The organism is Nonomuraea cavernae (genome assembly GCF_040655715.1).
Lineage (GTDB): Bacteria > Actinomycetota > Actinomycetes > Streptosporangiales > Streptosporangiaceae > Nonomuraea > Nonomuraea cavernae_A.
In genome coordinates this window covers 19,280-30,854 of sequence record NZ_JBFAKL010000046.1, presented here as the reverse complement: position 1 = coordinate 30,854, position 11,575 = coordinate 19,280, and the positions used below count along the sequence as shown (strand labels likewise).

At 70.3% G+C, this 11,575-nt stretch carries 12 protein-coding genes; 9 read left to right on the top strand and 3 right to left on the bottom strand.

Annotated features, from left to right (window positions below; all coding sequences use genetic code 11):
• Together AB0I38_RS39270 and AB0I38_RS39265 are read right to left on the bottom strand one after the other, a co-directional pair.
• Positions 1-278 (bottom strand): S-adenosylmethionine synthetase N-terminal domain-containing protein (locus AB0I38_RS39270; protein ID WP_358495276.1); only part of this gene is annotated, 278 nt, incomplete at its 3' end.
• Positions 279-403: 125 nt separating this feature from the next.
• The gene (locus tag AB0I38_RS39265; RefSeq protein WP_358495273.1) at positions 404-1,183 is read right to left on the bottom strand and encodes an AfsR/SARP family transcriptional regulator; all 780 of its coding nucleotides are present in this window, start codon (positions 1,181-1,183) and stop codon (positions 404-406) included.
• Between the two features lie 160 nt (positions 1,184-1,343).
• Here AB0I38_RS39265 and AB0I38_RS39260 point away from each other — a divergent pair, with 160 nt between their 5' ends.
• The 3 genes from AB0I38_RS39260 (at position 1,344) to AB0I38_RS39250 (ending at position 4,021) form a co-directional block, all read left to right on the top strand.
• Entirely contained in the window at positions 1,344-2,234 is an 891-nt protein-coding gene (locus AB0I38_RS39260) for a UbiA family prenyltransferase (protein WP_358495270.1), read from the top strand.
• Between the two features lie 61 nt (positions 2,235-2,295).
• Entirely contained in the window at positions 2,296-3,378 is a 1,083-nt protein-coding gene (locus AB0I38_RS39255) for a sensor histidine kinase (protein WP_358495267.1), read from the top strand.
• Positions 3,362-4,021, top strand: a complete 660-nt coding sequence (locus AB0I38_RS39250; RefSeq protein WP_358495264.1) for a response regulator transcription factor — start codon at positions 3,362-3,364, stop codon at positions 4,019-4,021. Before AB0I38_RS39255 ends, AB0I38_RS39250 begins: the two co-directional genes overlap by 17 nt.
• On the opposite strand, the gene AB0I38_RS39245 is transcribed toward AB0I38_RS39250, so the two are convergent.
• A complete protein-coding gene (locus AB0I38_RS39245; protein WP_358495257.1) occupies positions 3,986-4,945 on the bottom strand; it encodes an aldo/keto reductase in 960 nt (319 codons plus the stop codon). The two genes, AB0I38_RS39250 and AB0I38_RS39245, sit on opposite strands and share 36 nt — an antisense overlap.
• Before the next feature lie 150 nt (positions 4,946-5,095).
• Between AB0I38_RS39245 and AB0I38_RS39240 the strand changes: the two genes are divergently transcribed.
• Genes AB0I38_RS39240 through AB0I38_RS39215 form a run of 6 tightly spaced genes read left to right on the top strand, consistent with a single transcriptional unit; the run spans position 5,096 to position 11,574 of the window.
• On the top strand, positions 5,096-6,412 hold the full coding sequence (locus tag AB0I38_RS39240; RefSeq protein ID WP_358495252.1) for an MFS transporter: 1,317 nt from the start codon (positions 5,096-5,098) through the stop codon (positions 6,410-6,412).
• 1 nt (position 6,413) lies between these two features.
• Positions 6,414-7,628, top strand: coding sequence for an ATP-grasp domain-containing protein (locus tag AB0I38_RS39235; protein WP_358495249.1), 1,215 nt, complete (start codon positions 6,414-6,416; stop codon positions 7,626-7,628).
• Positions 7,615-8,010, top strand: a complete 396-nt coding sequence (gene speD / locus AB0I38_RS39230) for an adenosylmethionine decarboxylase (protein ID WP_358495245.1) — start codon at positions 7,615-7,617, stop codon at positions 8,008-8,010. The genes AB0I38_RS39235 and speD overlap by 14 nt, the downstream gene beginning before the upstream one ends.
• Before the next feature lie 18 nt (positions 8,011-8,028).
• On the top strand, positions 8,029-9,474 hold the full coding sequence (locus tag AB0I38_RS39225) for a radical SAM protein (RefSeq protein ID WP_358495240.1): 1,446 nt from the start codon (positions 8,029-8,031) through the stop codon (positions 9,472-9,474).
• Positions 9,471-10,268, top strand: a complete 798-nt coding sequence (locus tag AB0I38_RS39220) for a hypothetical protein (protein WP_358495236.1) — start codon at positions 9,471-9,473, stop codon at positions 10,266-10,268. The genes AB0I38_RS39225 and AB0I38_RS39220 overlap by 4 nt, the downstream gene beginning before the upstream one ends.
• Before the next feature lie 52 nt (positions 10,269-10,320).
• A complete protein-coding gene (locus AB0I38_RS39215) occupies positions 10,321-11,574 on the top strand; it encodes an ATP-grasp domain-containing protein (protein WP_358495234.1) in 1,254 nt (417 codons plus the stop codon).
• The last annotated feature ends 1 nt before the right edge of the window (position 11,575 follow it).

Genomic DNA, 11,575 nt, shown 5'->3' with positions numbered 1-11,575 from the left:
GACACGCCACACGAGGCGCCGTCGAAACCCTTGTGGGAGGCGTCGTAACCGATCTCCAGGATCTTCTCCCGGATGACACCCGGGATGTCGACGTACGTGCGGGTGGACACCTCGCCCGCCACGTGGACCTGGCCGGTGGTGATCAGCGTCTCGACGGCCACCCGGCTCGTGTCGTCGTTCTTCAGCAGGGCGTCCAGGACGGCGTCGCTGATCTGGTCGGCGATCTTGTCGGGGTGGCCTTCGGTGACCGATTCGGAGGTGAAGAGGCGGTGAGTCACGGCTGCCTCCTAGAAGGGCAGACGGCGACCTGACGGCGTGCGCAGGTCGAGGTGGACGGGCTTGGTCCGGGGCTTCGGTTTGCGGATCTGGGTCTGGCACACGGCATGTACTCCTGCCTGTCCGGTCAACCGGCCAGCGCGAGGGGGCGCCGGTCGCTGGTGAGCACGTCGAGGTGCAGTTGCTGGAGCTCGCGCGACGGTTCGACGCCGAGCTCGTCGTTGAAGATCTGCCGGGCGTCCCGGTAGGCCTGGAGTGCCTCGCCGCGCCGGCCCGCGCGGCCGAGTGCCTGGATCAGCCGCCCGTGGAACCACTCGTCGAGCGGGTGCCGGGCGACCAGGTAGCGCAGCTCGCCGACCAGTTCGCGATGCCGGCCGAGCCGGAGGTCGGCTTCGATGCGCAGTTCGAGGGTGCGCTGGTGCTGCTCGTCCAGGAAGACGGCGTGCGTGTCGAGCACGCCGCCGGCCGTCACGCCGGCGAACGCCGGGCCGGTCCACAGGTCGAGCGCCCGCTGCGCGGCGGCGGCGGCCTCGCCGGGACGCCCGGTCTCCAGGTCGCGGCGGCTCTGGCAGGAGAGCTCGCGGAAGACCTCCGCGTCCAGCGCGCCCGGCTCCACGTGGAAGGCGTAGCCGGCCCGGTTGGTGGTGAGCAGTTCCTCGCCGGGGGCGCCGAGGCGTTCGCGCTCGATGAGCCGGCGGAGCTGGTAGACGTACGTCTGCACGGTCGCGACCACGGTCTTGGGCGGGGCCTCGTCCCACAATTCGGCGACGATGTCGTCGAGGCTCACCGTGTGGTCGGCGCATATCAGCAGAAGTGCGAGAAGCTGCCGTAGCTTGGGCGGACCGGGCGTGCAGTCGCGGCCATCGTTAATGACGCGGAAAGTGCCTAGAACGCAGTAGTTCGTCATGTTTTGAAATTAGATCTGCCCAGGTGAAGGGGCAAGTGGATGCCCACCAAAGATAGCCGCGCGTATCGAAGGGTGTAGTGCGGGTATCGAAAGTTATGGGCCCCCGGTCTCTTAATTTTCCCCCCTTATTGAAACGTCCTTTCCGATTGAAACTCAAGTCATGAGCACCGTTTCCGCCGCCATTGACCGCGTTGCCGTCACCTCGCCGTTGAGCGTTCTCCGGCTCTGTTGCGCCGAGGCCCGCCCGTGCGTGCTGGTGATATTCCTCCTCAGGTTCCTGACCGGCGCGGCGATGTCCGGCGGGCGGCCCGACCTGGTGACGGCCGCCCTCGTCTGGGAGGCGGCGGTCTTCTTCGTCTACCTCTACAACGGGGTCACCGACGTGCACGAGGACCGGTTCAACGGATCCGGCCGGCCGATCGCCAGCGGCCTGCTGTCGCGCGGGGCCGCCGCCTGGATCGCGGTGTCCGCCGCGGTGTCCGCGCTGGTGGGCGGTCTCCTGCTCGGCGGCCCCATGGCCGCGGCGGTTCCGGTCCTGATCCTGCTGGGGCTGGCCTACTCAGGACCGCCGTGCTACCTGAAGCGCCGGTCCGGCGGTGCCATGGTCACGGTGACCGTCGCCGGGCTGCTCACCTATTACATGGGCGAGGCCGCGGCCGTGCCGACGCCGAAGCTCCTGGTGCTCGCGCTGGTCATGTCGCTGTGGATGGGCCTGGTCGGCGCGACGACGAAGGACCTGCCCGACGCGGCGGGCGACGCGGCCGCCGGCCGGCAGACCATCGCCGTCACGCGCGGCGACCGGCGGGTGCGGTGGCTGGCCTCCGTCTCGGCCGTGGCGCTCGGGGTCGTGTTCCTCGTCGCCGCCGTGGTGGTGGCGCCCGAGCTGATCTGGCCGGCCGTGATCATGCTGGCCGGCGCGGCGGCCGTGGCCGTGCTCGCCCTCGGTGACCTGTCCCAGGGGGACCGTTCGCGCCGGCGCCGGCCGTACCGCGCCTTCATGATCACTCAGTACGGCGTGCACCTGATGGCGATATTTGTATCGGTTGTCTAGTTGATGGCTATAGGCAAAGATGGGGCGGAAGGTTCCTCTTCCTTACCCAGCGGAGAAGCCAATGCCCGCAGGGGGCGCAGCTCATCAGGCCGCCGAACGGCTTGAGGCGCGCCGCGCGCAGATCATGGAGACGTACCAGCGCGAGCTGGAGCTCAAGGGCAGCCTCCTGGTCAGAGACCCCCTCGCGCGGGGACAGCTTCTCCGGCACACCGACCTCATCCTGGGCGACGTGATCAACAGCCTCCGCGCGGGCGCCGTCCAGGTCGACGAGGGATACCGGCTCCTGGCCCTGGACATCGGCAGCAGCCGCGCCTCACGCGGGGTGCACCCCAGCGAGTCGCTGACGGCGGCCTCGGCGCTGTTCGAGGCGATCGTGCTGGAGACGGTGACCGAGGTCCACGGCGGCGTCGAGGCCCTGCGCCTGGCCGTCCTGGCCCTGCACCGCAGTCTCATGCTGCGCATCACGGCGGCCTCGACCTCCTACTCCGGCTACCTGCTCGGCAAGCTCCACGACGCGCACCTCGACGAGCGCAACCGCATCGCCCGGGAGCTGCACGACCGGGTGGGCAGCGCGCTCAGCATCGCGCACCGCCAGCTGGAGCTCTACGACGTCTACCGCGCCGGCGAACCCGTCAAGGCCGCGAACCGGGCCGGCCGCGCCCAGGAGGCCGTCAAGCAGTCCATGCTGAGCCTGCGCGCGGTGACCTCCGACCTGAAGATGGACGACGTGCCCCAGAGCCTGGAGAAGGCACTGCTCGGGTACGTCGACACCGTGGCCGACTACGGCCCCGAGATCGGCCTGGGCATCAACGGCGACGAGACCTGGGCGCCGCCCACCGTACGGGACGAGTCCTTCCTGGCGATCCGGGAGGCGATGCGCAACGCGCTGAGCCACGGCGCCCCCCGGCGGATCCTCGTCACCGTGGACATCGCCCCGCACGAGCTGCGCGCCATGGTCGACGACGACGGCCGCGGCTTCACCGACACCGACCTGGCCGCGTCCGACGGCATCGGCCTGGCCTCGATCCGCGAACGCGTCGGCCTGCTGGGCGGCACGGTCACGTTCTTCAGCCGGCCGGGCGCCGGCACCCACGTCGAAATGGTCATCCCACTCCCTGGACACCGTGATGCGCCCACCCAGTGACCCCACCACCGTCCTGATCGTCGACGACCACGCGCTGGTCCGCGAGGGGATCAGGGAGATCCTGGAGACGCACGAGGACCTCGTCGTCGTCGGGGAGGCGGGCGACAGCGAGAGCGCGGTGCAGCTCACCGCCTCGACCCAGCCGCACGTCATCCTCCTCGACATCGAGATCCCCGGCGACGACGTGACCACCACGGTCGGCCGCGTCCACCGGCTCGCGCCCGACACCAAGGTGATCATCCTCAGCATGTACGACGGCCCGCAGATGCTGCAGGCGCTGCTGGCCGCCGGGATCCACGCCTACCTGCTCAAGAGCGTCAGCAGGCAGGAACTGGTGTCGGCCATCCGCGCCGCCAGGTCCGACGACGGCAGGGTGCTGCTCGCCGTGTCCCGCGAGAGCCTCTCCCAGATCCAGGCGCAGCCCGCCGGCCCGCTGTCGGATCGCGAACGCGAGGTGCTCGAACTCACCGCCCGCGCGCTCAGCAACGCCCAGATCGGCGCCCACCTCGGGCTCACCGAAGCCACCGTCAAGCGGCACCTGCGCAACATCTACGTCAAGCTCGGCGCGGTGTCGCGGATCGACGCCGTCAACAAGGCGATCGCCGCCTCACTGATCACCGCCCCCAAGCCGCCCGTCGGCTGACTCCTTCTCGTCCCAGCCGACGGGGAAGCACGCCTCCAGCCGCTCGCTCTCGGCGGGGCCGACGGTCAGCCGCGCGGAGGTGACGTTCATCTCCAGGTGCAGGCCGTGCCGGGTGCTCGGCACCGGCACGACGCCGTCCTGCCGTGACAGCAGCCAGGCCAGGGCCAGCCGGGTGAGGCCGGCGCTCATACCGGTCGCCACCTCCCCAGCGGCCCGCAGCCGCCACGCCTGCCGCCGGAGCCGGTCGGCCTGGAACCGATCCTGCCCCCGGCGTACGTCGCCGGACCCGAACGCCTCGGCCGAGGCGACGCGGCCGGTCAGCAGGCCGCGGCCGAGCGGCCGGCAGGCCACCACCTGGACGCCCAGCTCGCGGGCGGCGGGCAGGAGCTCCCGTTCGGCGCGGCGCTCCATCAGGGAGTACTCGACGGCCAGCGCGCCGACCGGGAAGGCCGCGTGCGCGCGGCGCAGCTGCTCGGCCGACACCCGCGACAGGCCGATGGAGCGGATCTTCCCCTCCTCGACGAGGTCCGCGAGCACGCCGAGGCTCTCCTCCAGCGGCACCCGCGGATCCACGCCGGCCAGGTAGTAGACGTCGATGTGGCCGCGGCCCAGCCTGCGCAGGGACTCCTCGCAGGCGCGGCGCAGGTAGCCGGGGCTGCCGTCGACGCCGATCAGCGCGCCGTCACGGGCGAAGCGCAGGCCGCCCCGGGTCGAGATCAGCGTGCCGTCGCCCGGCTCGCCGGAGACGGCCTCGCGGATCATCCGCTCGACGGCGCCGGCGGCGTAGTGGTCGGCGGTGTCGATGAGCGGGACGCCCATGTCCAGCGCGTTCCTGAGGGTGTGGATCGCCTCGCGTCGATCGGCAGACCCGTAACAGCCCGTCAAGGCCAGGGAGCCGAGTCCCACGGCGGCTCTAGCCAGCATGAGAACTCCACGGTTCGAAAGGTAGAAGAGCCATCGTGCCGCATCCCACTGAGGAACCACTGAAGAAACGAGCGCCCCCGCGCCCTTTACCGGCTCTCTAGAGCCCGCTGCGACAGTCGGGGACGTAGCCGACGAGGCAATGGAGGTCACATGTCCGCCCCCTGGTACAGGAATCGGCCGCTGCTCCTCCTCGTGGTGGGGAGCCAGCTCAACACCATCGCGTTCTTCGCCACGCTGCCGTTCCTCACCCTGTACCTGTCCGACATCTCGACGCTCAACGCGGCGACCATCGGCGGCATCGTCGGGAGCATCGCGCTGATCGCCGCGTTCGGCGGCTTCCTCGGCGGCATCGTGGCCGACCGGGTGGGCGCGTTCACGCTCATCCGGGCCGGCCTCGTCGTCTACGTGGCCACCTACCTGGCGCTGGCCCTGACCAGCCGCCTCACGCTGGTCATCGGGCTCATCGTGCTGCTGGGCGTGGCCCGGGTGCTGGTCGAGCCGTCGATGAAGAAGCTGCTGTCACTGGCGTCGTCCGGTTCGGACGGGATCGCCTTCCGCCTCAGGTACGTCACGCTCTGCCTGGGCGCCATCGTCGGCCCGCTGATCGGGGCCGCGCTCTACGCGTTCGACGCCTGGCTCATGTTCGTCCTCCCCGTCGTCGTGTACCTGGTCTACCTGGGGTTCCTCACCGCCAACCGAGCCCGCCTGAGCGCGCTCGACCGGGGCGGCGAGCGGGAGGGCCGCGACTGGGGGCACGCGCTGGCCGACCGGAGCCTGCTGCTGCTGATCGCCGCCGGATTCATGATCTTCTTCGTCTTCTCCCAGTTCGAATCGATCTTCCCGCTGTATGTCAAGGACGTGCGCGGCGCCGACGCGGTCACCTACTTCTCGGTGCTGCTCGCCGCCAACGCCGCACTCGGCATCGTCATGCAGTTCCCGATCGCCTGGCTCGCGCGGCGGCTGCCGCAGCGGACCCTGGCCCTGATCGGGAGCGCCGCCTTCGCCGCGTCGCTGCTGCTGTTCAGCGGGCTGCCCCTGCACTGGGGGTTCGCCGCCGCCGGCGTGCTGCTCTGGACGGTCGGCGAGGCCGCCCTCATCCCGCTGCCGGACATCGTGATCCACGAGATCACCCCGGACTCCCGCAAGGGCACCTACTTCGGCCTGGCCGAGCTGCGCTACCTCGGCTTCTTCCTGGGGCCGCTGGCCGGCGGCGCGCTGCTCGGCATCGGCCCCTCCCTGTACTTCGCCGCGATGGCGGTGTTCGCCTTCGGCGGCTGGCTACTGATCAGAACGCAGCCTGCTCGTGAGCCCGCGCCACCCGATGGCCGAGAGGCGACGGACGACGCCGGCCGCGTACTCGCCGGAGCCGCGCGCGAACTCACCGGACAGGACCGCGAACTCGCCGGCCCCCGACTCGCCGGACAGGACCGCGAACTCGCCGGCCCCCGACTCGCCGGAAAGGAATGACATGAGCGAGCTGCTGATGGTGCACCGGATCCCCCGGTCGGTCACCCCGCTGGGAGACTGGCTCGCCGAGGTGGCCGACCGGGTCACGCTGGTCACCGGGGACGAGGCGTTCGGACCCTACCGGGCCTCCTTCCCCCACGTGTACGCCGTGCCCGGCTACTCCGACAACCCCGCCGTGGACGTGCTCCTCGACGAGGTCTGCCGGCAGCGGCCGATCTCCACCCTCGTCCACGTGACCGAGGACGACATCCTCAGGTGCGCCAGAGCCCGCGACCGGCACGGCATCCCCGGCCTGCGCTACTCCGAGGCGCTGCCCTGGCGCGACAAGTATCTGATGAAGCAGCGGGTGCGGGCCGCCGGCGTGGCCGTGCCGGACTTCGCCGTCCCGCGCGACGCCGGCGAGGCGCTGGCCTTCGCCGGACGCGCCGGCTACCCGGTCGTCGTCAAGCCGCGCACCGGCTTCGCCTCGCATGGCGTCGAGCCGGTGCGCGACCCGGAGCGGCTGGCCGAGCTGGCCGCCGGCTGGGACCCGGACGACGTGCTGCTGGAGTCGTTCGTCCCCGGCGAGGTCTACCACGTCGACGGGTTCATGCACGAAGGCGCGATCCTGTACGTCTCGGCCTCGCGTTACATCAACAACTGCCTGTCCTTCCAGGACTCGGTGCCACTGGGCAGCGTGCAGCTCGACCGCGACGACCCGGAGTTCGCCCGGCTGGCCGAGCTGGCCGGGCAGGTCGTCGCCGGCCTGCCGCCGGTCGACTTCAGCCCCTTCCACCTGGAGGTCTTCGCCGACGGTGAGCGGCTGGTCTTCTGCGAGATCGCCTGCCGGCTCGGCGGCGCCCACATCATGGAGACCCTCACCTACGCCACCGGCGTCAACCCGGCGCAGCTGTGGATCCGGCACCAGGCCGGCCTGGAGCACGGCCCCGGCGTACGGCTCGGCGACAGCGGCAAGAGCTACGGCTGGCTGCTCGTGCCCCCCAGGAGAGGGCGGCTCACCGGGATCCGGGAGCCGGAGGGCCACCCGTACATCAAGGACTTCATCGTCAAGACCGCCGTGCCCCGCGACTTCGACGGGGCGCACGGCAGCACCGACTCGTACCTCGCCTTCGTGGTCGAGGGCGACAACAGCGCGCAGGCCGAACAGCGGCTGCGCGCCTGCATCCGGTTGGCCGGCACCATCACCAGTTGGGAGGTGAGCGATGACGAGCTATGACTTCTCGGGCGTGCACGTCATGGCTGACGTGTACGAGATCGACAGAGACACGGTGGACGACGAGGCGCTGATCATCAGCGGCCTGACCAGGGGCATCACCCGTTCCGGAGCAACCCTGTGCGGGACGCAGGTCAAGAGGTTCGCCCCCTCGGGGCTGACCGCCCTGTTCCTGCTCTCGGAGTCGCACGTGTCCGTCCACACCTATCCCGAACAGAACTCACTGTTCTTCGACGCCTTCACCTGCGGCAGCACCTGCGACCCGGTGCTGATCGTCGAGGAGCTCCTGGCGGCCCTCGGCCCCTGCAAGCACCGCACGAAGGTCGTCAACCGCGGCCTGGAAGAGGCACGGCACGCCGTCAACCTGGCCCTCGCCCTTCGCTGAGCTGGAGAGGAAAGACAGATGAAGCTCCGACACGAGCGGACGCTCATGAAGTTCGACCGGCAGCTGCCGATCTACAACTGGCTCTACCCCCTCAAGGGCCAGGAGCTGGAGGCCATCTCCTTCCGCGAGGCGCACGCCGTGCTCGACCCGGCGCCGATCAGGTCGCGGGCGCTGTACTTCCACATCCCCTTCTGCGACACCATCTGCACGTTCTGCATGCTCAGCCGGGGACTGGGCTCCGAGGGCGACCCCATCATCGAGAAGTACACCCAGGCGCTGATCAAGGAGATCCACCTCAAGGCGGAGATGGACTCGGTGACCGCCGTCCCGCCGCGCGTCATCTGGTTCGGCGGCGGCACGCCCTCGACGCTGACGCCCGACCAGATCCGCCGGATCGGCCGCGCCATGCACGAGTCCTTCGACCTGTCGCGGCTGGAAGAGTTCACCATCGAGTTCGAGGTCAAGAGCGTCACGCGGGAGAAGGTCGAGGCGTTCAAGGAGATCGGCGTCAACAAGGCGCGCTTCGGCCTGCAGACCTTCAACCCGAAGTACCGCGAACTGTTCAACATCACCGCCACCCTCGACCAGACCTACCGGGCGGTGGAGCTGTTCGGTGAATACTTCGACTTCCGCAGCTTCGACATCCTGTACGGCATGCACGGGCAGACCATGACCGAGTTCGCCCAGGACATCCAGGACGCCATCGATCTCGGCACCGAGTCGTGCGAGTTCTACCCGATCAACCACCTGGTGACGCAGAACACCCTGCACACCGGCTACAAGGGCGCCAACCTGCGGGCGCTCAGCTACGTGGAGAAGATGGGCATGACCGTCTTCCTCAACCACTACATGCGCAACTCGGGCTACAAGCTCTACAACGGTCACGGCTTCGCCCGGCTCGACGGCCCCGACCCCGAGCCGGCCGAGTTCACCACCACGACGTACGGCAACAAGTACCACGAGTACTGCTGGGCCCACCACGACGACGATCTCGTCGGCTTCGGCGCCAGCGCCGTCACCCAGTCGCTCGACTGGACGATCATGAACGACGAGAGCCGCACGGGTTACATCAACGGCCTGCTCGGCAACGACGACGTCAAGGTCAAGGTCACCCGCTCGGACCACATCCCGTACGAGCGGGGCCTCGTGCTCAACCTGCCTTACCACGGCAGGCTGGACAAGAGCCGCGTCGCGTGGGACAAGATCGACCCCGAGGTGCTCGTCAAGCTCGACGAGCTCGTGCGGGCGGGCATGTTCGAGGACCGCCCGCACGAGTACGTCATCACCGAGCTGGGCTGGACCTGGTACGTCAACATGATGTACTACCTGTCCCCGTCCGGCGACCAGAAGATCCTCGACGACTTCATCGAGCTGCGCTCGCGCAACAAGGCCCTCGTCGACGGAGACCGTTCCATGACGCCGGTCGGCAAGGGCCGCCGGCTTCCCGTGGTGGCGACATCGTGACCGCCACACTGACCCGTAACCCCTACGTGGCGGGCCTCGACCGCGACTCCGCGCTGGCCCGCGCCCGTGAGCTGGCCGGCGACGGCGTCGCCGCCAACATCGGCCACTTCGCGCCCGTCGCCCTCGACCGGGAGACGGCGCTGGCCAACACCGCCGAGTACGTGGAGCTGGCCAGGGAGATCTCCGCCGACCAGCCGTTCAGCACCTGGCTGGAGGTCGACCTGCCGCACCTCGGGCTGGACGTCTCGGTCGAGTTCTGCGCCGCCCGGCTGCTGGACATCGCCCGGAGCCTCGGCCCCGGCCGGTGGATCCAGACCGGCGCCGAGGACGGCGACCACACCACGGCCGTGCTCGACACCGTGGAGCTGACCTCCCGCCAGGGCGTGCCGATCCGCGGCTCCCTGCAGGCCAACCTCAGGCGCAGTCCCGGCGACGCCGACCGGCTCATCGCGGCCGGCGTGCCGCTGCGCCTGGTCAAAGGCGGCTTCCCCGAGCCGTCCCTGGTCGCCTGGCCGTTCGGTGAGGAGACGGACGTGGCGTTCGTCGGCATCGGACGCCGGATCCTGCGCGGCGGCCACGGACTCACCATCGCCAGCCACGACCGGGTGATGCACGAGGTCTTCACCGGCACACCGGTGGAGATGCTGCTCGGCGTCCGCCCCGGCGTGGCCCGGCGGCTCGCCGGACAGGGCAGGCGGGTCCGCCTCTACGTGCCCTACGGCACCGACTGGCACGACTACGTGGCCAAACGCGCCGACGACGCCCGCAAGGCCGAGGCGCTCCAACGGAGGTAGCCATGATCACCTCGACCCGGTCCGGGTCCCTGCTCGATCCAGGGGTGGTGGCATGAGCACCACGACCCACCAGCCCGTCACCATCGGCGAGCCCGTCGTCGTCCTGGTCGACCCCGTGCTCAACGGCCGGCCGTTCAAGGACGCCTGCGCCGAGCTCGGCTATCCCGTCGTCGGCGTCTACACGATCGCGCCGGCCTCGCTGAACCGGATGTCGGCCGACCACGCCGACGGTGACGCGGCCACCCTCTACGGCAGCGAGCCGATCGCCCTGGCCGGGCGGCTGGACTCGCTGGCGCCGAAGGTGCACGCCATCATCCCGGCCACCGAGCCCGCCGTGCACTCGGCCGCCGTCCTGGCCGACACCCGGGCGGTGCCGGGCAACCCGCTCGGCACCGCCCGCGCCCGGCGCGACAAGCGCGCCATGCGGGGGCTGGCCGCCGCCCGGGGCGTCCCCGTGCCCCGCTACGAGGTGGTACGCGACCTCAGCCGGCTCCCGGAGGCCGCGGCCAGGATCGGCCTGCCGCTGATCGTCAAACCCGCCACCGGCGCCGGCTCCCACAACGTCTTCCTCGTCACCGACACCGGGCGGCTGTCCGCGGTCGCCGGGGCCGACCCCTGCGACCTGTTCGGCAACCCGATCGACGAATGGCTGGTCGAGGAGTACGTACGCGGGACCGAGTACGCGATCAACACCTTCAGCCACGACGGCCGCCACACCATCCTGGACGTCTGGGAGTACCGGCTGCCCGGCACCGGCGACTACGACAACCCCTACTGGGACTTCGTCCAGGCGGAGCCGGACCCGGCCATCGAGAAGTTCGCGCTGAGCGTGCTCGACGCCTTCGAGATCCGGCTCGGCCCCTGCCACATCGAGGTCAAGACCGGCGAGCGGGGACCGGCGCTCATCGAGATCGGCGCCCGGCTCCCCGGCGCGGGCATCCCGCGGCTGTGGGAACGGCACAGCACGTTCCGCCCCTACCACGACACGCTGGCCGTCTACCTGGGCCGCGAACCCGCCATCGCCACCGCGCCGCCGCGCTTCGCCGCCCGGCTCGGCATGAGCTTCATCCGCAACGACGGGCCGCCCGGCATCCTGTGCCGGCTCGCCGGGCTCGACGAGGCGCGGCGGCTGCCCGGCGTCGACACGGTCTTCCAGCAGGCCCAGGTGGGTGACCTCGTGCCCACCACCCGCGACCTCGGGACCGAACTCGTCAAGGTGCACCTCACGGCCCCCGACGGCCCGGCGCTCACCCGGCTCATCGCCCGCGTGCGCGAGCTGATCACCGTCGACATCGAGCACGAGTGAG

Excerpts from the sequence above, each read along its gene's own strand:
- AB0I38_RS39235 (WP_358495249.1), top strand. The coding sequence starts at position 6,414 with ATGAGCGAGCTGCTGATGGTGCACCGGATCCCCCGGTCGGTCACCCCG.
- AB0I38_RS39255 (WP_358495267.1), top strand. The coding sequence starts at position 2,296 with ATGCCCGCAGGGGGCGCAGCTCATCAGGCCGCCGAACGGCTTGAGGCG.
- AB0I38_RS39250 (WP_358495264.1), top strand. The coding sequence starts at position 3,362 with ATGCGCCCACCCAGTGACCCCACCACCGTCCTGATCGTCGACGACCAC.
- speD (WP_358495245.1), top strand. The coding sequence starts at position 7,615 with ATGACGAGCTATGACTTCTCGGGCGTGCACGTCATGGCTGACGTGTAC.
- AB0I38_RS39245 (WP_358495257.1), bottom strand. The coding sequence starts at position 4,945 with ATGCTGGCTAGAGCCGCCGTGGGACTCGGCTCCCTGGCCTTGACGGGC.
- AB0I38_RS39240 (WP_358495252.1), top strand. The coding sequence starts at position 5,096 with ATGTCCGCCCCCTGGTACAGGAATCGGCCGCTGCTCCTCCTCGTGGTG.
- AB0I38_RS39215 (WP_358495234.1), top strand. The coding sequence starts at position 10,321 with ATGAGCACCACGACCCACCAGCCCGTCACCATCGGCGAGCCCGTCGTC.
- AB0I38_RS39260 (WP_358495270.1), top strand. The coding sequence starts at position 1,344 with ATGAGCACCGTTTCCGCCGCCATTGACCGCGTTGCCGTCACCTCGCCG.
- AB0I38_RS39265 (WP_358495273.1), bottom strand. The coding sequence starts at position 1,183 with ATGACGAACTACTGCGTTCTAGGCACTTTCCGCGTCATTAACGATGGC.
- AB0I38_RS39225 (WP_358495240.1), top strand. The coding sequence starts at position 8,029 with ATGAAGCTCCGACACGAGCGGACGCTCATGAAGTTCGACCGGCAGCTG.